Source organism: Sphingomonas sp. (assembly GCF_013812825.1).
GTDB lineage: Bacteria > Pseudomonadota > Alphaproteobacteria > Sphingomonadales > Sphingomonadaceae > Sphingomicrobium.
Genome location: NZ_JACCSU010000045.1, coordinates 127,161 through 147,739, shown reverse-complemented (window position 1 = coordinate 147,739; position 20,579 = coordinate 127,161). Strand labels below are relative to the sequence as shown.

16 protein-coding genes and 2 pseudogenes are annotated in these 20,579 nt (G+C 64.3%); 9 read left to right on the top strand and 9 right to left on the bottom strand.

Annotated elements, in window-relative coordinates; translation table 11 throughout:
• The 3 genes and pseudogenes from H0T81_RS06485 to H0T81_RS06475 form a co-directional block, all read right to left on the bottom strand.
• Positions 1-272 (bottom strand): annotated as a pseudogene (locus H0T81_RS06485) (RsmB/NOP family class I SAM-dependent RNA methyltransferase); the annotation flags it as partial.
• 119 nt (positions 273-391) lie between these two features.
• Positions 392-1,870, bottom strand: coding sequence for an IMP dehydrogenase (guaB, locus tag H0T81_RS06480; RefSeq protein ID WP_294011090.1), 1,479 nt, complete (start codon positions 1,868-1,870; stop codon positions 392-394).
• Positions 1,871-2,207: 337 nt separating this feature from the next.
• Positions 2,208-3,014, bottom strand: coding sequence for a CoA ester lyase (locus H0T81_RS06475; RefSeq protein WP_294011088.1), 807 nt, complete (start codon positions 3,012-3,014; stop codon positions 2,208-2,210).
• 71 nt (positions 3,015-3,085) lie between these two features.
• Here H0T81_RS06475 and H0T81_RS06470 point away from each other — a divergent pair.
• The 3 genes and pseudogenes from H0T81_RS06470 to H0T81_RS06460 all read left to right on the top strand — a co-directional run bounded on the left by H0T81_RS06470 (position 3,086) and on the right by H0T81_RS06460 (position 6,406).
• Positions 3,086-4,092, top strand: a pseudogene (locus H0T81_RS06470) (SPFH domain-containing protein).
• Positions 4,092-4,547 carry an NfeD family protein gene (locus tag H0T81_RS06465; RefSeq protein ID WP_294011086.1) on the top strand — a complete coding sequence of 152 codons (456 nt, stop codon included), beginning with the start codon at positions 4,092-4,094 and terminating at the stop codon, positions 4,545-4,547. Before H0T81_RS06470 ends, H0T81_RS06465 begins: the two are co-directional and overlap by 1 nt.
• Before the next feature lie 14 nt (positions 4,548-4,561).
• Positions 4,562-6,406, top strand: a complete 1,845-nt coding sequence (locus H0T81_RS06460; RefSeq protein WP_294011084.1) for a DUF885 family protein — start codon at positions 4,562-4,564, stop codon at positions 6,404-6,406.
• Positions 6,407-6,433: 27 nt separating this feature from the next.
• Here the strand turns inward: H0T81_RS06460 and asnB are convergent, their stop codons facing one another.
• From asnB to H0T81_RS06440, 4 genes are read right to left on the bottom strand one after another with little or no spacing between them, the layout of a single operon-like run.
• A complete protein-coding gene (asnB, locus tag H0T81_RS06455) occupies positions 6,434-8,434 on the bottom strand; it encodes an asparagine synthase (glutamine-hydrolyzing) (RefSeq protein ID WP_294011082.1) in 2,001 nt (666 codons plus the stop codon).
• 24 nt (positions 8,435-8,458) lie between these two features.
• Positions 8,459-9,616: a glycosyltransferase family 4 protein gene (locus H0T81_RS06450; protein ID WP_294011080.1), complete on the bottom strand. Its 1,158-nt coding sequence runs from the start codon at positions 9,614-9,616 to the stop codon at positions 8,459-8,461.
• Entirely contained in the window at positions 9,613-10,476 is an 864-nt protein-coding gene (locus H0T81_RS06445) for a class I SAM-dependent methyltransferase (protein ID WP_294011078.1), read from the bottom strand. The genes H0T81_RS06450 and H0T81_RS06445 overlap by 4 nt, the downstream gene beginning before the upstream one ends.
• Before the next feature lie 11 nt (positions 10,477-10,487).
• Positions 10,488-11,798 (bottom strand): glycosyltransferase family 4 protein, encoded by a 1,311-nt coding sequence (locus tag H0T81_RS06440; RefSeq protein ID WP_294011077.1) that lies wholly within the window; start codon positions 11,796-11,798, stop codon positions 10,488-10,490.
• A 107-nt stretch (positions 11,799-11,905) separates the two neighbouring features.
• Between H0T81_RS06440 and H0T81_RS06435 the strand changes: the two genes are divergently transcribed.
• The 5 genes from H0T81_RS06435 to H0T81_RS06415 are packed head-to-tail and all read left to right on the top strand — an operon-like array spanning position 11,906 to position 16,719.
• Positions 11,906-12,322, top strand: coding sequence for an FdtA/QdtA family cupin domain-containing protein (locus H0T81_RS06435; protein WP_294011076.1), 417 nt, complete (start codon positions 11,906-11,908; stop codon positions 12,320-12,322).
• The gene (locus H0T81_RS06430) at positions 12,319-13,434 is read left to right on the top strand and encodes a DegT/DnrJ/EryC1/StrS family aminotransferase (protein ID WP_294011075.1); all 1,116 of its coding nucleotides are present in this window, start codon (positions 12,319-12,321) and stop codon (positions 13,432-13,434) included. The genes H0T81_RS06435 and H0T81_RS06430 overlap by 4 nt, the downstream gene beginning before the upstream one ends.
• A complete protein-coding gene (locus tag H0T81_RS06425) occupies positions 13,431-14,312 on the top strand; it encodes a glycosyltransferase (protein WP_294011074.1) in 882 nt (293 codons plus the stop codon). The genes H0T81_RS06430 and H0T81_RS06425 overlap by 4 nt, the downstream gene beginning before the upstream one ends.
• Positions 14,309-15,817: an O-antigen translocase gene (locus tag H0T81_RS06420; protein WP_294011072.1), complete on the top strand. Its 1,509-nt coding sequence runs from the start codon at positions 14,309-14,311 to the stop codon at positions 15,815-15,817. Before H0T81_RS06425 ends, H0T81_RS06420 begins: the two co-directional genes overlap by 4 nt.
• A complete protein-coding gene (locus H0T81_RS06415) occupies positions 15,817-16,719 on the top strand; it encodes a glycosyltransferase family 2 protein (RefSeq protein WP_294011070.1) in 903 nt (300 codons plus the stop codon). The genes H0T81_RS06420 and H0T81_RS06415 overlap by 1 nt, the downstream gene beginning before the upstream one ends.
• A gap of 44 nt (positions 16,720-16,763) precedes the next feature.
• Here the strand turns inward: H0T81_RS06415 and rfbB are convergent, their stop codons facing one another.
• Both rfbB and rfbA read right to left on the bottom strand, forming a co-directional pair.
• Positions 16,764-17,843 (bottom strand): dTDP-glucose 4,6-dehydratase, encoded by a 1,080-nt coding sequence (rfbB, locus tag H0T81_RS06410; protein ID WP_294011068.1) that lies wholly within the window; start codon positions 17,841-17,843, stop codon positions 16,764-16,766.
• Entirely contained in the window at positions 17,836-18,717 is an 882-nt protein-coding gene (rfbA, locus tag H0T81_RS06405) for a glucose-1-phosphate thymidylyltransferase RfbA (RefSeq protein ID WP_294011103.1), read from the bottom strand. The genes rfbB and rfbA overlap by 8 nt, the downstream gene beginning before the upstream one ends.
• A 283-nt stretch (positions 18,718-19,000) precedes the next feature.
• Between rfbA and H0T81_RS06400 the strand changes: the two genes are divergently transcribed.
• The gene (locus tag H0T81_RS06400) at positions 19,001-20,578 is read left to right on the top strand and encodes a hypothetical protein (protein ID WP_294011066.1); all 1,578 of its coding nucleotides are present in this window, start codon (positions 19,001-19,003) and stop codon (positions 20,576-20,578) included.
• The last annotated feature ends 1 nt before the right edge of the window (position 20,579 follow it).

Below are 20,579 nucleotides of genomic sequence, written 5' to 3'. Positions count from 1 at the left end.
CCCCGGACCTGCCCGAAAAGCCCAAGCAACGCCGCATCGTCCTCGGCCAGGCCGAGCATCGCCGCGCGACCGTTCGCTGGCCGTTCGGCCGACCGGCGGATGGCGCGGAACACCAGCTCGCGCACCGCGCGGCGGTCGCCCGATCCGGCATAGCGTCGGGTCTTGAAATAGCGCGTGACGAGGATGTCGGCCGGCGGTCCATCGTCGCGGGCGGCAACGATGATCTCGTCGAGGATTTCGACCGCTGCGTGGAGGCGCGCGGCGGGGGTCATGGTTCTTCTCCCCTTCCCGCCCGGCGGGAGGGGGCCGGGGGGAGGGACTGTCCGAAACCCGCGGTGCGGCAGACGAACATGCCCTCCCCTAGCCCCTCCCGCGAGCGGGAGGGGGAAAATTACCGCGTCGGATAATTAGGCGCCTCGCGGGTGATCGAGACGTCGTGGACATGGCTTTCCGACAGGCCGGCATTGGTGATGCGGATGAATTGCGCCCGCTCTTGCAGCTCGGCAATGGTCGCCGAGCCAGTGTAGCCCATCGCCGCTTTGACGCCGCCGACGAGCTGGTGGACGATGTCGCGGACCGGGCCCTTGAAGGGCACCTGGCCCTCGATCCCTTCGGGGACGAGCTTCAGATGATCGCGGATGTCCTGCTGGAAATAGCGGTCGGCCGAGCCGCGCGCCATCGCCCCGCCCGAGCCCATGCCGCGATAGCTCTTGTAGGTCCGGCCCTGGTACAGGAAGGTCTCGCCGGGCGCTTCCTCGGTTCCGGCAAGCAGCGAGCCGACCATCACCGCCGACGCGCCCGCGGCGAGCGCCTTGGCAATGTCGCCGCTGGTGCGGATGCCGCCGTCGGCGATCACCGGGACGCCGGTCCCCGCCGCGGCCGTCGCGGCGGACAGGATCGCGGTCAGCTGCGGCACGCCGACTCCGGCGACGATCCGGGTGGTGCAGATCGAGCCCGGGCCGATGCCGACCTTGATCGCGTCGGCGCCCGAATCGATCAGCGCCCTGGCCGCCTCGGCCGTGGCGATGTTGCCGGCCACCACCTGCACCGAGTTCGACAGGGTCTTCACACGCTGGACCGCCGCTCCGACATCGGTGTTGTGGCCGTGCGCGGTGTCGATGACGATGCAGTCGCAGCCCGCGTCGATCAGCGTCTCCGTGCGGGCGAACCCGGAATCGCCGACGGTGGTCGCGGCCGCGACCCGCAGCCGCCCCTCCGAGTCCTTGGTCGCGAACGGCGCGGCGACCGACTTTTCGATGTCCTTGACGGTGATCAGCCCGACGCAGCGGTTGTCGTCATCGACCACCAGCAGTTTCTCGATGCGCCGCTGATGGAGGATTCGCTGGGCTTCCTCCTGGCTAGTGCCGAGCGGCACGGTCGCCAAATTCTCGCGAGTCATCAGTTCGGAGACCGGCTGCTTGGGATTTTCGGCGAAGCGGACGTCGCGGTGGGTCAGGATGCCGCACAATTTGCCCGACTTCTCGACCACCGGGATGCCGCTGATCCGGTTGCTCTTCATCAGCTCGAGGGCTTCGGCCAGAGTCTGGTTCGGGCTCATGGTGATCGGATTGACGACCATCCCGCTTTCGAAGCGCTTGACCGCCCGGACCGCCGCCGACTGCTCGTCGACCGACAGGTTGCGGTGGAGCACTCCAATGCCGCCCAGCTGGGCAAGCACGATTGCCATGTCGGCTTCGGTCACCGTGTCCATCGCCGACGACAGCAAAGGGATGTTGAGCGAGATCTCGCGCGTCAGGAAGGTGCTGGTGTCGGCCTGGCTCGGGAGCACGCTCGATTCGAGCGGCTGCAGGAGCACGTCGTCGAACGTCAGCCCCATCGGAATGTCGGGAGTTGCGTTGGGGTCGGCCATATCGGCCCATGCCAAGGAAACGCCGATTCGCCAAGTCCGCCGGACCATCCGAGCCGCGCAATCGCGTCGCGGGCGAGCTCGGAGCGGCTAGCTTGGCCAGACCACGGACTTTTGCTGCATCGGCAGGAACCGGCTGTGCCGCCCTGGGTTCAGCGCGACACGAAAACAGGGCGAAACCGCTTGTTGCTGATCCCGACCTATGTCCGTCCGTCCGCCTTCGAGGGAGTCGGCGTGTTCGCGGGCGAGGACATTCCGCCGGGCACGCTCATCTGGCGCCTCGGTCCAGCGTTCGATCGACTGATTCACAAGGACGAAATCGCCAACCAGCCGAGCAGCGTCAGGCCTGACTGGCCCTGGCCAACAGCCTCTCTGCCGCCTCGACGTGCATGCGCTCGATCATCTCGTCGTCGAAGCGCTCGGCGCCGCCGGTGGCGGCGGCGAGCAGGCGCCTGGCGCGCTCGATTTCCGCTTCGCTCGGAGCAAACGCGCGATGGCACGGCTCGATCTGGTCCGGGTGGATCAAGCTCTTGCCGTCGAAACCCAGGCGGCGGCCGCTGGCTGCCTGTTCGAGAAAACCCTTTGGGTCCTTGAGCCCGTTGAACACGCCATCGAACACCGCGATCCCGGCGGCGCGCGCCGCCAGCATGATCGATTGCAGCGCCATCTGCAGCGGCTCGCGCCCGGCATCGGGCGGCAGTCGAAGATCGGCGGCAAGGTCGTTGGTGCCGGCAATCAGCGCCGCCGCTTCGCGCGCGATCTCCACCGCCGCTAGCACGCCGGCGGCCGTCTCGACCATTGCCAGCGTCGGCCGAGCCGCCCATTCCTTGATCGCCATCACTTCGTCGGCTGAAGCAGCGCGGGGAACGACGACGGCGTCGGCGCCCGAGTGGCGGACCGCCTCGACGTCCTCGTCATGCCAGGGGCTGCCGGCGTGATTGAGCCGGATGGCGACCGGCATTGGCCACGGCTCGCGGACCGCATCGACGGCCGCGGCTCGAGCCAGCGCCTTGTCCTCCGGCCTCACAGCGTCCTCGAGGTCGAGGACCGTCAGGTCGGCGCCGGCCTCACGCGCCCTGGCGATGGCGCGCGGGTTCGAAGCCGGCAGGAACAGCAGCGAACGCACCGCAAAGAGGTCGAGCTTCATGCCGATTTCTCTTTCACGCGGCCTCCGACCGTCGCATCATGAGCTGCCAATAATGGAGCGTGCCCGTGGATATGCTGACGACCTTTATGATTGCAATCGCCGTCCTGGCGCTGCTGTTCGTGATGATGGGCGTAAAAATCGTCCACCAGGGCTTTCGTTACACCATCGAGCATTTCGGCCGCTTCGTGCGGGTCGCCCAGCCCGGTTTCAACTTCGTCCCGCCCTTCTTCTATCGGGTCGGCCACAAGATCAACATGATGGAGCAGGTGCTCGATATCCCGGGCCAGGAGATCATCACCAAGGACAATGCGATGGTCGCCGTCGATGGAGTCGTGTTCTTCCAGGTGCTCGACGCGGCCAAGGCGGCCTATGAGGTCAGCGAGCTCTACCCCTCCCTGCTGGCGCTCGCGACGACCAATCTGCGAACGGTCATGGGCTCGATGGATCTGGACGAGACCCTCTCGAAGCGCGACGAGATCAACGCGCGGCTGCTCGCGGTGGTCGATCATGCGACCGAGGCCTGGGCGTGAAGATCACCCGCGTCGAGCTCAAGGACATCCGGCCGCCGACCGATATCGTCAACGCGATGACCCGCCAGATGAAGGCCGAGCGCGAGAAGCGCGCCGCGATCCTCGAATCGGAGGGCATGCGCGCTTCGGAAATCCTTCGGGCGGAAGGCGAGAAGCAGGCGAAGATCCTCCAGGCCGAGGGCCTCAAGGAAGCGGCGTTCCGCGAAGCGGAGGCGCGCGAACGCGCAGCCCAGGCCGAAGCTTCGGCGACCAAGTCGGTCAGCGACGCGATCGAGGCCGGGAGCGGCCAGGCGATCAACTATTTCGTCGCCCAGAAATATGTCGAGGCGCTCGGCAAGTTCGCCACCTCCCCCAATGCGAAAACGATCCTGTTCCCGGTCGAGGCGACGCAGCTGATGGGCACGCTGGGCGGAATCGGTGAGCTCGCGCGCGAAGTGTTCGGCGACCAGCCTCCCGCTTCCCGGCCGGCCCCGCAGCCCAAGCGCGAGCAAACTGCCGGCCGCGGCGCGACGCCGGGACTCCCGGGCGTTCCGAGGATCCAGGGCTGATGCTCGACAACCTAGAACCCGGCTGGCTGTGGATGATCGGCGGCGTGCTGCTGTTGATCGCCGAGATCATCGCCCCCGGATTTTTCCTTCTGTTCATCGGCGCCGCGGCGCTGGCCACCGGGGCGTTCGCCTTGCTGTTTGACCTCGGCGCCGCCTCGCAGCTCGCCTTGTTCGCGCTCTACAGTCTGATCGCGGTGATGGTCGGGCGGCGCTTCTACGCCAACGCGGCCGTCGACAGCAGCGACCCGCTCCTCAACGACCGCTCGGCGAGAATGGTCGGCAAGGTGGTGACGGTCGTCGAGCCCATCGATGCGCAGGGCGGCCGAGTCCGAGTCGGCGACAGCGAATGGAGCGCCCGCGGCGGACCGGCCTCCGCCGGCGACAAAGTCCGGATCACCGGCGTTGACGGCAACTGCCTGACCGTGGAAGCCGAGCGCATCCTCCCACCCGCATAAAAGGCGCTCGATCCTTGCCGGAACACCAGTTCACCCGCCGCGAAACTCTCGCCGCTTTGGCCGCAACGACCGCCCTGCCTCTCTTCTCGCGATCCGCTCCGGCCTTCGCGCAGGCCGCGGCCGGCAACGATGCCAGCGCCGGAGCGCTGCTCGACTCGATTGCCGAGAACCTGCTGTGGCTGTCGCCCGAAAGCGCGACCTCGCTCGGCATCGACAAGGGCGAGCGAGCGCCGCTTCGTTCGAGGCTCAGCGACCGGTCCGGAATCGGACAGCAGCGGCTGGCGCAGACGCTGCGCGCCGACCTCGCCCGGGTCAGCGCCATCGACACTTCGACCCTGTCGCATTCGAACCGAACCAGCGTCGAGGTCGTCCGCAGCGCCTATGCGGTCGCGCTGGAGGGGTTTCAGCTGCCCTACGGCGACGTCGCCGTCGGCGGCTGGCGCAACACCCCCTATGTGGTGATCCAGAATGTCGGCGCGTATCTCGACGTGCCGCGGTTCCTCGACTCCGACCACCAGATCAACAACGCCGCCGACGCCGAGGCCTATCTTGCGCGGCTCGCCTCCTACCCGCAGCAGCTCGACAACGAGCTCGGGCGAGTGATCATGGCGCGCTACAAGGGCCTGATTCCGCCGGGCTTCCTCATCGACAAGGCGCTTAACCAGCTTAAGCAATCCGCCAAGGGCGCCCGCGAAGGCGGCGGCCTTGTCGAATCGATCGAGCGCCGCACCCGCGAGAAGAAAATCCCCGGGAAATGGGCCGAACGCGCTCGGGCCATCACCCAGAAGCAGGTCGCGCCGGCGCTCGAGCGCCAAATCGCCGAGATGACTCTCCAGCGCCGGATGGCGACCGAGGATCCCGGAATGTCGGCGCGGCCGAATGGCAATGAATATTATCGCTGGGCGCTCAAGGCCTCGACAACGACGAGCATGTCGCCCGACGAGGTTCACCAGATGGGCCTTCGTGAACTTCGCGAGCTTCAGGGGCGCATGGACCCGATCCTGCGCAGCCTCGGCTACACCAAGGGCTCGGTCGGTGAACGGATGCAGGCGCTGGGCAGAGACCCGCGCTACAAATTCTCGCCCGGCGACAAGGGCCGCGCCGAGATCATGGCCTTCATCGAAGAGCGCATTCGAATCATCCGCTCCAAGCTGCCGCAGATGTTCAACACGATGGTGCGCGGCAACCTCGAGGTGCGGCGGATCCCGCCCGAAGAAGAGCTCGGGGCGCCCGGAGCCTATGGCGGCGCCGGTTCGATCGACGGCGCCATCCCCGGCAAGTTCTGGATCAATCTGCGCACGACCGAGCTGCACACCAAGTTCGACCTGCCCGATCTTACCCACCACGAGGCGCTCCCGGGCCATGTCTGGCAGGGCGAATATGCCAACAAGCTGCCGCTGATCCGGACCCTGCTGTCGTTCAATGCTTATTCCGAAGGCTGGGCGCTTTACGCTCAGCAGCTGGCCGATGAGTTCGGCGCCTACGACGATTTCACCCCGGGCCGGCTCGGCTATCTGCAAGGCATCGCCTTTCGCGCCTGCCGGCTGGTGGTCGACACGGGGCTCCATGCCAAGGGCTGGAGCCGCGAGCGAGCGGTGCGCTTCTTCGTCGAGGAGAATGGCACCAAGCAGATCGAGGCCGCCAGCGAGGTCGACCGCTATTGCAGCTGGCCTGGCCAGGCATGCGGCTACAAGGTCGGCCACAGCGAGATCAACCGCCAGCGCGAAAAGGCCAAGGCGGCGCTTGGCCAGCGCTTCGACATCAAGGCGTTCAACGACGCGGTGGTCATCGGCGGCAACGTCCCGATGGACGTGCTCGCCAGGAACGTCGACGAACATATCCGGACCGCGCGAGCCTAGTTCAGGAAGCTTGGACCCTCGCTTGCGCTAGGCCGCGGCCGACAGCGCTTGGCGCTGAGCGCGAAGCCAAGACTCGAACATCAGGATCGCCCACAGCGCGGCCGTCGAATCCCGTCGGCCGCTGACATGATCCTGCCACCGGCCCTGCACGATCGCGGGATCGAAGAAGCCCTCGCCGGCCATGGTCTTCGGGTCGAGCAAATCTTCGGCCCAGTCCCGAAGCGGGCCCTTGATCCAGTGCCCAACGGGAATTCCGAAACCGACCTTTGGCCGCTCAAACAGCTGTTGAGGCGCTTCCCGGTAAAGGAGCTGCTTGAGGATATGCTTGCCGCTCGAACGCCGCACCTTCATCTCGATCGGTATCCTCGCGGCAAGCTCGGCCACCCGGTGATCGAGGAACGGCACGCGAGTCTCGAGGCTCACCGCCATCGATGCCCGGTCGACTTTGCACAGGATGTCGTCGGGCAGGTAGCTGATCGCGTCGGCATACATCATCCGCACGGCATCGGGCGCCGGCGCGCCAGGATCCAGGTCGAACGGGTGAACGGCCTCGGGCGATTGCACCCCAAGCGCGGGCGAAGCCTCCCCGGACCATTCGTCGAGGAAGCTGTTGAAGATCTGATCCAGGCTTCGTGCCGCCGTGACTGTCCGCAACGTTTTGTGGACCCTGATGCCGAAGGATGGCGGCCGGCGGCCACGCCCGAGGAAACCCCCGAGGTGATCCCAGGCTCCCGGCGAAATCCGCCCGAGGACCGAACCCGCCGCGGAGCGGATGGGCGCTGGAAGCTTCGTCAGCTGCCGCCAGAGGCGAACGGTGCCGAAGTAGCGCTGGTACCCGCCAAACAGTTCGTCGCCGCCATCGCCCGATAGAGCGACGGTTACCTTTTCGCGGGCGAAACGGCTGAGGAGATGCATCGGTATCTGCGAGGAATCCGCAAACGGTTCGTCGTACATCTGGGGAAGCGTCGGGATGACTTCCTGGGCTTCACGCACGGTCACGACACGCTCGTGGTGGCGGGTGCCGAAATGCGTTGCGACCTGCCGGGCATAGTCGGCTTCGTTGAAGGCCGCCTCCTCGAAGCCGATCGTGAACGTATGAACCTGTCGCGGCGAATATTTTTGATACATCGCGACGACGGTCGACGAATCGATTCCTCCGGACAGGAACGCGCCGACCGGCACATCCGCCATCGACTGGCCCTGCACGGCCTTGGCAAGGGCCTGCTCGAGCAGCTCCACCGCTTCGGACTCATTCGCGATCGGGTTGGCCAGGCCATCCCGGACCGCCCGACCGTAAGACCAATATCGGACCAGCGAGATGCCGCGAGTGCTGTCCGATTCCGTTGGCGGCGCCGAAAGCCGCGTCGATGCCGCCTCGGGCGTCAGGCTGAGGATGCAGCCGGGCTCGAGCTTGAACACATGCTGGTAAATGGAATGAGGGGCGGGAACATAGTTCCGCGCGGCAAGCAGCCCGACAGCGCGCCGCTCAATCGGATTGTTGAAGCCGGGATGCACCCGCAAGGCCTTGAGCTCCGACCCGAAGACGAAATCCCGGCCGACCCAACCGTAATAGAGCGGCTTCTCCCCAAACCGGTCTCGAACCAGGCTCAGCCTGCGCTCTTTCTTGTCCCACAGCGCGAAGGCGAACATTCCAACCGCCTTGGAAACCGCGCGTTCGAGACCCCAGGCCGAGATGCCTTCCAGCAGGGTTTCGGTATCCGAATGACCGCGCCATGATGGACTGGGGCTGCGCCCCGAACGGTCGAGCTCGGCTCTCAATTCCAGGTGATTGTAGATCTCACCATTGTAGCTGATGACGTAGCGGCCGTTTGCCGACTCCATCGGCTGGTGGCCCTGCGGCGACAGGTCGACGATCGCAAGGCGCCGGTGAGCCAGGCCGATGCGGGCCTCGGCGTCCGACCACACGCCCTCGTCGTCCGGCCCGCGATGGGTGATGACCGACGCCATCCGGGCGAGCAGTGCTTCGTTCCTCGCTCCCTCGCCGAGGATGCCGGCTATCCCGCACATGGGACCGTCATCAACGTCAGGTGGTCAATTCGAGCCAGTCGCCAAACCTCGCCGAGCCCGAGCGCGATCGTAGAGAAGCTCATAAGAGCGCCCCATCCGATCGATTGTCAGGTTCTCGTACGCGTAGGCCCGCTGGGAAGCGCCCAGAGCCGAGCGCGCGTCGGGGTCTTCGAGAAGCCTCGTCACTTCGGCCGCTACAGCCGCGATATCGGTGCTCGACCAGATCCAATCCTCCTGCGCCGGCCTATAGTCTTCTACCAGCTGGATGCCCACGATTGGAACTCCACAGAAAGCCGCCTGAACAGCAGCCAATCCCGTTACCGGGCCTACATTCACCGAGATGTAAACGTCCGTCAGAGCCAGTGGCAGGGCTGGATCGAGGGCAAGTCCAGGGAAATGGACTCGGTCCTCCAGCCGGTATTCCTGCACGAGCGTTCGAAGAGCCCTGACCTGTGGTCCGGCGCCGGCGAAAAGAAGATGGACCCTTCCTTCGAGCTCCTCCGCAATTTTCGCAAAAGCGTGGATCACCAGCTCGGGACGGCGCTCGGCCACGAGGCGCCCTATGCTGCCGACAATCAACGAACCGCTGTCCGGCGCTCCTGCGCTTTGGCGATATTCCTCGACATCCTGGTCTTTGCGCGCCGCTATTCGAGGCTGTGCAAGGCCATTCAGGATCACCTCGGCATCGAGTGTCGGATGGGCGGCACGGAACGCGCTCCAATAGGCGTCGTCGGCCATGAGGATGAGCACGTCGCGCCGCTTTGCCATTCGCGAGTGCACCCAGCGAGCCATGCGGCTGATTGGCATTCCCACGGCGTGATAGGTTTCGAATACGAATGGCTTCGAAAAATCTGCCGACCTTCGCCAATAATAGATCAGCGTCGCCAGTACCGCGGACCAAGTCATGTGAGCATGGATGAGGTCCTGCCGAAATACCCACTTACGGTTACGCAATAACCAAGACACTCCGGCCAGGTACCGGCTCCAGCGAGTACCGGACTCGGTGATGTAAACGACATCGACCCGCTCATCGAGTTGATGCCGCAAGAGAGACTCGTCCACTTTCCAGCCGGCCACGACGGTGACCTGGTGGCCATTGTCTATCTGCCAGTTGGAAAGATCCACGACAGCCCGTTCGCCACCGCCTTTGACCAGCGAAGGAACGAAATGAACGACTTTCATCGCCTCGTTGGGCCAGCCTTGCGCCCGCACGCTACCCAGAACGGCTCATCCTCGCGAAAGGTGATGTCGACAAGCCCAGCCGCCTCCATCATCGCCTGGATTTCCGCCCGGGAAAAACGCTGTTCGAGCGGCGTGCCGAAGCGATCCAGAGCGTCCGTCCTCAGGCTATAGAAGCTCCGATAGCGATAGCCGCTCAGTGGAAAGCTGCTGACGTCAAGGCCAAGGCGTTTGAGCAAGGTCGCTGATCGGCTGAGCGGCCAGTAGATCAGTGCAGCGATGGCCGTGGTGAGGAATTTCCTCATCCTGAAAGGCGTCCGCGATATCGTTTTCCGGCCGAGCTCGCTGACGAGCCACAACGCCCGGAACCAGCGGGGGCGATTGTCGAAATTGTAGTACAAATAGACGAGGAAGGGCGCATCGAACTTCAGTTTGCCGACGGCGTCCCGCATGGCCCGGGAAGTATCGGGAATATGATGCAGCACCCCCAGGCTGTAACCGAAGTCCTGGCTTAGATCGTCCAGCGGGATCGTGTCTGCGCCCGCAAGATGAAAGCTCACATTGGGCGCCTGCGAAAGCCGGCGGCGGCAAACTTCCAGAGCTTTGGCAGACGGGTCGATGCAGTGGAGCCTGGCAACCCTCGGCGCAACGAGAGCGGCCCATCTCCCCGATCCACAACCAAGATCGAAACCTTCCGCGGTGGCGGGCAGGCTCTCGAAGGGAAAAGTCGAAAAATATTGCTCGAACAGCAGGAGATGCTCGGCCTGATCGAGATCCTGCTGGTCGTAGGAGGACCACTCCTCGCCAAATCCCTCGACGGTCTTCTGGTCGATGTTAACGCCGAGCGGCGGTGGCGAATCCATTGGTTCTCGGGTCACTCAGGTCGGTCAAATCGTGTCAGAAGCTTGCTGTATTCCTGCCGCTCATGTTCGTCGAGTGCGAGCGGGTCGAGCATCTCGAGCGCCCGTTTGCGCAGCGAATCTCCCAGCTGGCGCGCATAAGCCGGGTCGGAAAGCAGCCGCACCGTACCCTGGGCCATCTGCTCCACTTCTCCGTGCGGCACGAGGATCCCGGTGACTCCGGTCTCGATCAATTCGCCCTGCCAATCGACGTCATAAGCAACGACCGGCGCAGCGCCCAGAGCGGCCTCGGTCAGCGCCCGCCCGGTATGCGGCGACACGATCGCCGCGGCTAGCGGCATCAGCTGCGCCAGACGATCCTGGCCGACATTGCCGGCGAAGATCAAACTGTCCTCGATCCCCGCCGCATGGGCGCGTTCAGCCAATTGCTCGCGCATCCTGCCCTCTCCGGCCAGCACCGCCTTGACGTCAAAACCGCGGCGACGGACCTCAACCAGCGTCTCCACCACATGATCGGGCTGCTTCACCGGCTCGAGGCGTCCGATGTAGAGGAGAAATTTGCCGGGGCTGATCCCGAGCTCCGCCAGATAGGCGTCGTCCCGGGAGCGCCTGCCAGGCTCCACGAAATGACGGTCGTCGATCAGATTACCGTAGCGAAACAATGTCGAGCGTTCCGCCCTCGCGCCGTTTGCAAGCGCGAAGTCGAGGTTGTCCTGATTGGCCGCCGCAACCAGATCGGCGCGGCTGAAGACGAAGCGCTCGACGATCTTCTCGATCCGCCGGCTGCGCATCAGGCGCGGTTCGATCGGCTGACCGGTGGTCTCATAATATTTGTCGTGATTGCCGCCGACGCGGATCACCAGCGGGATGCCGCTCAAGCGCGCGAGAGCCCATCCGAACAGCCCTGGATAGAGGGGGCTTGCGGCGCGAATGACGCTGATCCCTTCCTTGCGGATCAGCCGCCAGAGCATCAGGAACAGGTCGATCTGGCTAAGCAGGAAGTTGGCCGCAAACAGTCGACTCAGCCAGGCATGGCGGCCGACCTTGCCCTCAATGATGCTGTGCCGCGGCGCGAGCTGATAGAGCTGCGGCCGCCCGTGGCGGGGGCCCCAGGACTCGGACGTGACCAGCGTCGCGAAGGGATGAACGCTCCAGACATGTGCGAAAAAGCCGTCCAGATCGCGGCAAGTGACGGACTGTTCGATCCGACGTTCGCGAATCCCTTCCAGCGTATAGCCGGCGTCCAGGACGAGGAGCTTTGGCTGGGGCCGATCGATCGCTTCGCTTGTGCTGATTTTCGCCTGCTTCGAAATGATGTCGTTCATTACGTCCTGTTGCAAATGCTGGGTAGAGACGGCTTGTGGCGCGGGTGCGCGGACTTTGCTACCCGCTCGCCGCTATTCTGCCCCCAAACACCGACAGGTAGTCCAAATTGCGACGCACCGACGCTTTACATCCAGTTCCGCTGCAAGCTCATGCTGACGACCGAGGCATGCTGGTCTCGATCGAAGCCAAGGACGTCCCCTTCCCGATCAACCGCGTCTATTACATCCTCGCTGCCGAAGGGGCTTCGCGCGGGTTTCATGCCCATCGGCGGCTCGACCAGTTGATGATCTGCGTGAAAGGCTCGTGCCGCCTGATCGTTGATGACGGTCGCGAGCGGCGCGAGGTTACGCTCGACCGCCCCGACCGCGGGCTCCACATCGGACGGATGCAGTGGCGCGAAATGCACGACTTCACTGCAGACAGCGTGGTGCTGGTCCTCGCCAGCGCTCCTCATGACGAAGCCGATTACATCCGCGATTACGAGAGTTTCCTTGCCGAAACGCGAGCCCAGTCGCCCGCATGACGATCAAGTTTCTCGACCTCGAGGCGGCCCACGAGGAGCTTTCCTCGGAGATCGACGCTGCATTGCGCCGGGTTGTCCGTTCGGGACAATTCATTCACGGGCCGGAAGTCGAGAGCTTCGAAACCGCCTTCGCGGCCTATTGTGAAGCCCGCCACTGCATCGGCGTCGGCAACGGGCTCGACGCGCTGCACCTGATCCTGCGCGCGCTTGAAATCGGCCCGGGCGACGAAGTGATCGTCAGCAGCAACACCTTCATCGCGACCTGGCTCGCGGTGACGATGGTTGGAGCAATACCGATACCGGTCGAGCCCGACCCGGACACCCACAACATCGATCCCAGGAGGGTGGCCAACGCGATCACGTCGCGCACCAAGGCAATCCTGCCCACTCACCTCTACGGTCAGCCGGCAGATCTCGACCCGTTGCTGGAGCTTGCGAAGCATCACGGGCTGAGGCTCGTCGAAGACGCGGCACAGGCCCACGGCGCTCGCTACAAAGAGCGCCGGATCGGCGGTCATGGCGATGCGGTCGCCTGGAGCTTTTATCCGGGCAAGAATCTTGGCGCACTGGGCGACGGGGGAGCAGTGACCACCGATGATCCCAAGATTGCGGAGCGGGTCCGGATGCTCGGCAATTACGGCTCGCGGACCAAATATGTAAATCCGGTTCGCGGCTACAATTCGAGGCTCGATCCGGTCCACGCAGCGGTCTTGTCGGTCAAGCTGCGGCACCTCGACGAATGGAACGCCCGTCGCGTGGCGGTCGCCGGGCACTATAGCCGGCAGTTGGCGGATTCTGGTCTCGGCTTGCCGGTTGTACCCGACTGGGCCGACCCGGCCTGGCACCTGTATGTCGTTCGCGCTCCCCATCGGCAGGCACTCGTTGACCACTTGCGCGAAGCGGGCGTGCAGACATTGATCCATTACCCGATCCCACCGCACCTCCAGGCGGCCTACGCCGATCTCGGGCTCGCCCGGGGCAGCCTGCCCATTGCGGAGCAGCTGGCGACGGAAGTGCTGAGCCTGCCCATTGGACCGCACATGTCCGCGGCGGAGGTCGACGCGGTGGAGGCCGCGGTACAAGCCTTCTATGCAGATGAAGCCGCACGGTGAGCGTTCCAAGAGTTTCGATCAGCATCGTGTCGTATAATCAGGAGTCGTATATCGCGGAGGCAATCGAAAGCGCGGTCGCGCAGGATTACCCGAACCTGGAGGTCGTCGTCGCCGATGACGGGTCGACCGACCGCACTCAGGAGATCATCCGACAATATGCGCTCCAATATCCTAATCTTGTGATTGCCGTTCTCAACTCGCGCAACGAGGGAATCACCAGGAATTCCAATAAAGCACTGCGTGCCTGCTCCGGCGAATTCATCGCCTTCATGGGAGGGGACGACGTGCTTCTTGCGGGCAAGGTCGCGGCCCAGATCGACTGGTTTCTCAATGATCCGCGTCGAGTGCTGTGCGGCCATCAGGTCGAAGTGTTCTATGAAAACGGGTCCCGTTCGCCTCATCCGCTGACTCGACGGCTGCTCAGCGGCCGCGGAGCGGAGGCTCTGATCCGCCACGGGCCCTATGGAGCGACGTCGGTAATGGTCCGGACCGACAGGGTTCCGTCCTATGGCTTCGATGGGGCCCTGCCGGTGGTCTCAGACCAGTTGCTCTGGGTGGACGTGATCCGGGACGACGGCCTGTTCGGCTATATCCCCGGCACGTTCGCCCGCTATCGACAGCACGATGCAAATGTCACTCGCGATCCATTCGCAAATCTGGACGAAGTGGCACGGTACCTGGAGATTGTTCACGAGCGCTATCCGCCATTCCGGCGGGCGGTGCGCTATGCCATCACTCGGCGCTTGTTCTATGACGTGGCGGTGGCAATGCTCGATGTCGGACGAAAGTCGGAGGCGCGGGAGAAACTGTTGCAAGCTCTCCGGCGCGAACCCTGGTTCGCTCGGGCCTGGGTAAGGCTGGCGCAGTCGTTCGCATGAACGAGCAGCCGGGCAAGGACGACGCCAACATCAGCAAACGGCAGATCCTCCGCGTAACGACGATCGTTGGCGGCGCGACCTTTGCCGGGTTGGTGATCAGCCTGGCCAAGATGAAGCTCATCGCCCTCATTGTGGGTCCGGCCGGAGTGGGCCTGCTCGGCGCCCTGACCGCCGTCATGACGATGGGATATGCCGTTGCCGGCATGGGTCTCGACTCCAGCGCCGTGAGGCAGCTCTCGTCCGCCCGCGAAGATCCGGAGCGGTGGCGCATCGCTCGCTGGGGGGTGTGGACCTATGCGGTGGTCCTGGCCACTCTCGGGTCGATCCTGTGCTGGATTTTCCGGGTTCCGCTGTCGAACCTGGCCACCGGATCGGAGGCCTACGCCGGCGATGTCGGCTGGCTGTCCGTCGGCGTCGGGCTGACGGTGGTCGGCGCGGTCCTCATCGCCGAAATGCAGGCGCAGCGCAGGATGGCCGATTTTGCGCGAACGCGCATATGGGCCGCGCTGTTCTCGTCGATCGTCGGAGTGACCGCGGTCTACTTGTTCGGAATGGCCGGAGTGCTCGCCGCCGTCCTCGCCACCCCGGTTGCCGTCTATCTGGTGGCCCTCTGGCTCAGACCGCGTGTCGCGATCCGGTGGGGCAAGTTTCCCGGCCGCGCAATCCAGTCAGAATGGCGAGTGCTCGCCAACCTGGGACTCGCAGTCGCCGCCGCCGCCGCGGTCGGCAGCGCAACGCAGGCCGCAATCCGCGGGATCATCGCCTCGCAGCTGGGGCTCGATGCAGCCGGGCTGTACCAGGCAAGCTTCGCGATCTCGTCGCTCAATATCGGACTGATCCTCGGGGCCATGATCCCCGATTATTATCCGCGTCTGAGCGCCGTTGCCGACGACCGGCAGGCCGTCAGGAGCCTGGTGAATGAGCAGCTGCACGTGTCGGTCCTTGTTGCTGCACCGGCGCTGCTCGGCATCGCGGCCGTCGCTCCACTGGCCTTGAGTGTCCTGTACACGTCGGAGTTTGGTGAAGCTGCCCTGTTGCTGCGCCTTCAGCTGTCGGCCGATGCCTTGCGTCTCGCCGGCTGGGTGCTGGGATTCGTGCTGCTCGCCCGCAAGAGGACCATCGTCTACGTCCTCCTCGAGGTCGTCCTTTCCGCCGTTTTCCTTCCGCTCACCTGGCTTGCAGCGCCCAACGTCGGCGTCGCCGCTGCCGGCGCGGGCTATCTTGTCGGCTATGCGGCAGTCCTGCTGTTCGTGGTTGCCGCGGTGGCCAGAGACGGGCTTCGAGTCAGCCGAAGCAACGCCGCGCTCATCGGCGGCCTGATGCTGCTGCTTGTCGCGATCGCAGCTTTGTCGCTCGTTAGTGAACTCGCAGCGATGATATTCGGATTGTGCGTGTTTACGGCGAGCGGCTATTACTCGCTTCGCGAAGTCCGCCGGATGGGCGTGCGGTGGAAACCGCTGCTGCCGTTCCTCAACAGCAAACTGCTCGGTCCGGATCAAACTTGATGTCCGTCAGCGTCGTCATGCCCAATTACAACAACGCCCCGTTCCTCGACGGGTGGGCCGGCCCCCTCGTCCGGGACCCGGCGGTCAGCGAAATCGTCGTTTACGACAACGGTTCGACGGACGGGTCGCTGGAGATGCTCGAGCGGCTTGGATCGGAGAAGCTCAAGCTGATCCGGGGCGAGAAGAATCTGGGCGCGACGCTGGGGCGGCAGGAAGCGGTCCGCGCCTCGACATGCGACCTCATCTGCTTTCTCGACGGCGACGATTTCCTCGAGGAAGGCGCGGTCACCGAGGCCGTGGAAGCCCTCAACCGCGACCAGCTCGACATCGTCTTGTTCCAATGCTTCGATGTCGATGCGGATGGGACCAACCCGCGGGTCACGGTCGCAACCCCGGATCGGCCGATCGACGGAAGGACGGCCTGCGAGCTCACCATGGGAGGATGGCACATCCACGGCTGGGGCGTGATCCGCAAGAGCATCTACCAGAAAGCGTGGGAAGGCTTCTCGGTGCACGGGTTCCTGTCGGACGAGGTTCACACACGGCGCATGTTCCTCGCTGCCCGGCGAGTGGGGCCCAGCAGCGGGAAGATGTTCTACCGACGGGTGCCCAAAACCTATGACTCGGAAAAAATGATCGGTTGGGGGAGGACGACCGTCCGATCGCTTGCCCTGGGAGTCGATGCTCGTCTCGATGAGAGAGCCGTGCGGAACCAGTCTCGAATGACCGTGCGGTTCATGCTCGGACTGACCCGCCGCGCGCTCGTGGGAGTCTGTCCAAAGGAACAGGTTGGCGGGCTTCTCGACGAATATTTCTCGATCAGGCCGCCGTGGCGGGTTGCCGACGCGCCCTGGTATGCGGTCGACCGCTTCCTTCGCCTTGCCCGCCCCCTGCTTCGCTGACGATAGCGAATGGGGAAATGGATCCGGCGCCGGCGCCGACGCAGCTAGGCCACGCGACCCTGCCCGAGCCGCTGCCCGGCGTAGCGCTGCTCGCGCAGCGGCCGCCACCAGTCCTCGCGCGCGAGGTACCAGTCGATCGTTCTCGCAAGCCCCGTCTCGAAGCTCTCAGCCGCCCGCCAGCCGAGCTCGCGCTCAATTTTCGAGGGATCGATCGCATAGCGCCGGTCGTGCCCCGGGCGGTCGGCGACGAACTCGATTTGCTCCGCGTAGGAGCGACCGTTCGCCAGCGGCGCCTTGCGGTCGAGCTCGGCGCAGATCGCCTCGACGACCTGCAGGTTGGTTCGCTCCTCGCGCCCGCCGATCAGATAGGTTTCCCCCGCCGCCCCGTCGACCATCACCCGCTCCAGTGCTCGCGCATGATCCTCCACGTAAAGCCAGTCGCGCACGTTGGCCCCGCGGCCGTAGACAGGAAGGGTCTGCCCGGCGATCGCGTTGAGGATGACCAGCGGGATCAGTTTTTCGGGGAATTGGTAGGGCCCATAGTTGTTCGAGCAATTGGAGAGGACGACCGGCAGATCGTAGGTCCGGTGCCAGGCGCGAACCAAATGATCGGACGCGGCCTTCGACGCCGAGTAGGGCGAGGAAGGATCGTATGGCGTCTCCTCGGTGAAGACGCCCTCGTCGAACGCCAGGTCGCCCATCACCTCGTCGGTGGACACGTGATGGAAGCGGAATCGTTGCCGCAGGTCGCCGCCGAGGCCGCTCCAATATTCGAGCGCCGCCCGGAGCAGCCGGAACGTGCCGGTGACGTTGGTTTCCAGAAACACCGCCGGTTCGTCGATCGAGCGGTCGACGTGGGTCTCGGCGGCGAGATGCAGGATCTTCGTCACGCCCTCTTGCCGAAGGACGTCGAGGATCGGCCGATCGTCCGCGATATCGGCTTGGTGGAACCGATAATCCGGGCTGTCCTCGATGTCGGCGAGCGAAGCCAGGTTTCCGGAATAGGTCAGCTTGTCGAGGTTGATGACTCGATAGCGGCCGGCGGCGATCAGGTGGCGGCAAACCGCGCTGCCGATGAACCCGGCGCCGCCGGTGACGAGCACGGTTTCCGGGCCGTCACTCATCGGCGAGCTCGCTCACCCGACGCCGCAAGTAAGCCGCATAGGGGGTGTCTCCGAGCAAGGCTGCCCGGCGCAGGACCTGGTCGGGAGTCACGTAGCCCTGGTCGAGTGCAATCTCCTCGAGGCACATGATCTTGAGCCCCTGGCGGTGCTCGATCGCGCGAACGAAGGAGGAAGCCTCCTGCATCATTTCGTGGGTACCGGTGTCGAGCCAGGCGAAGCCGCGGCCGAGCCGCATGACGCGCAGGTCGCCGCGGTCCAGATAGGCCTGGTTGACGCTGGTGATCTCCAGCTCGCCGCGGCCGGAAGGCGTGACCGACCTCGCAATCTCGAGGACGTCATTGTCGTAAAAATAAAGTCCGGTGACCGCCCAATTCGACTTGGGCTCGGGCGGCTTCTCTTCGAGGAAAAGCGCGCGATCACTCCCCTTCTCGAACGCGACCACCCCGTAGCGCTGCGGATCTTCGACCTGGTAGGCAAACACGGTGGCCCCTTGATTTTCCTGGGCTGCACCCAGGCAAAGCTCGCGCAATCCGGCACCGTAGAAGATGTTGTCGCCAAGGATCAGTGCGACCGAATCAGAGCCGACGAACTCGCGGCCGATGATGAAGGCTTCGGCAAGACCGTTCGGCGCTTTCTGCTCGGCGTAGCTGAACGACAGCCCCAGAGCGCTTCCGTCGCCCAACAAGGCCTCGAAGCGTGGCAGCTCCTCCGGTGTCGAAATGATGAGGATTTCGCGAATGCCCGAGAGCATGAGGACACCCAGCGGGTAATAAATCATGGGTTTGTCGAAGATTGGGAGAAGTTGCTTCGAGACCGCGATTGTCGCCGGGTAAAGGCGGGTACCGCTCCCTCCGGCGAGGATGATTCCTTTCATATTACAGCTGTCCAAATTCCGGAGGGGCTGGGTGATCTTGTCGGATGCGGGCCGCTCCTGTAGCTCGCCAGCCTGCGCGACCGCAACCGAGCTTCGCGAGCCGGCTGGCCTCTTCGACGGCAACCCGGTTCCGGCCCGTCCGTTCGTCGGGGAATGATACCGTCCACAGGGCTTCAATCCGAAACGCTTCCATCCTGATGCACGGCAAACGTCCCACGGGAGCGCTTGGCAGCGCCGATCGCCCGCGATTCTCGCCCCTGCCGGGTGGAGTCGGGGGCCGCCCGTGAAAATCGCCTTGATCGTCGACAACATGCGCATCGCAAAGTGGCAGGCCGATGCGCTGGCTTTGCTCGAGCCCGAGCCCGAGCTGCTTGTCTACAATTGCCGGAATACGAGGCCGGAAAAGCGGCGGGTGAGGTTTTTCGCCTATTACGCGCTGAACCTGTTCACGATCCGCAACGCCCTGACTCGCGCCACCGCTTTACCGAAGAGTCTCAAGGTCGAAAGGACTGTCGATTTCGATTCCGTTTATAGCGGCGCGTGGCAGGAACTGCCTTCAACGATCCTTCAATGCCTCAGGGCCGACGCGCCGGACGTGATCCTCAAATTCGGGATGGGATTGCTCAAAGTCCCGCCCCCGGACGTGCTGGCCACTCCGATCCTGTCCTATCATCACGGCGATCCCGCCCAGTTCCGGGGGCGTCCCGCGGGTTTTTACGAGCTGCTTGGGGGCGAGCAGATCATGGGCCAGGTCGTGCAGCGCCTCTCCAATCGGCTCGACGCCGGCGCGATTCTCGCCTTCGCCGAGAGCAAGGTGTTCTCCCATTCCTACAAGGCGACCCTGCTCGACGCGTTCGGGCGCTCTCCGCTGCTCCTCAAGACGGCGATCGAGAATGCGCTCAGCGGGACGGCGCTGGATCGATCCAGCGATGGAAAAGTCTACCGGCTTCCGCGCACCTGGGACGTTCTCAGGCTGATCTGGAAAACGACCAGATCGCTCATGGGTCGCTTGGCCTATGGCGCCTTCATGGAGAAGGCCTGGCGCGTATCCATTGCCGAATTCGAACCGCAGGAATTGCTTGCGCCCGATCGCGCATTTCCTGCTCAGAGCAGTTGGCACACCTATCCGACGCCCAGGGGATATCGCTTCCTGGCGGACCCGTTTTTCGCCCCCTCGGGCTCGGAAATGCTGCTGGAAGCCCTGCGGTCCCGAACGGGAAAAGGCGAGATCCTCAAGCTGGGATCCGACGGGATTCACAAGCTGTCGACTGCCAGGGGACATCACAGCTACCCGGCGTGGATCGAAGAGGACGGCAGAACCTATCTGATCCCGGAAGTCGCACTCTGGGCACCCCCTGCCATCTATGAGTACCGGGGCGACCAGCTGACCGAGATCGCCAGGATGGACGTTCCGGGCGACCCGAGAATTCTCGATCCGACGCTCTTTCGCCACGGATCGAGAATTTTTCTGTTCGGCAATCTGCTCGATGAAGGACCCGGCGCGCTCCGGCTATGGCACGCGCCGGACCTGTTCGGGCGGTTTGAGGAGCACCGGAGATCGCCGATCCGAATCTCGCCCAGCGGATCGCGCATGGCCGGATTCATTGTCCCCTCCGCCGCCGGCCCTCTGAGGCTCGGGCAGCTGTGGCACGAGGAGTATGGAAACGGGATCGCTATATTCCGGATTCAGGAACTGACTGTACGCGACTACCGCGAAGAGGCGGTCGGCCGACTGCAGCTGGACAGGGTCAAGGGTCCCCACACCCTCAACTTTTCTGGTCAACGTGCGGCGTTTGATTGGTACGAAGACCAATTCTCGCCGTTGGCCGGAGTTCGAAGGCTTCTCGCGACCGTTCGGTAAC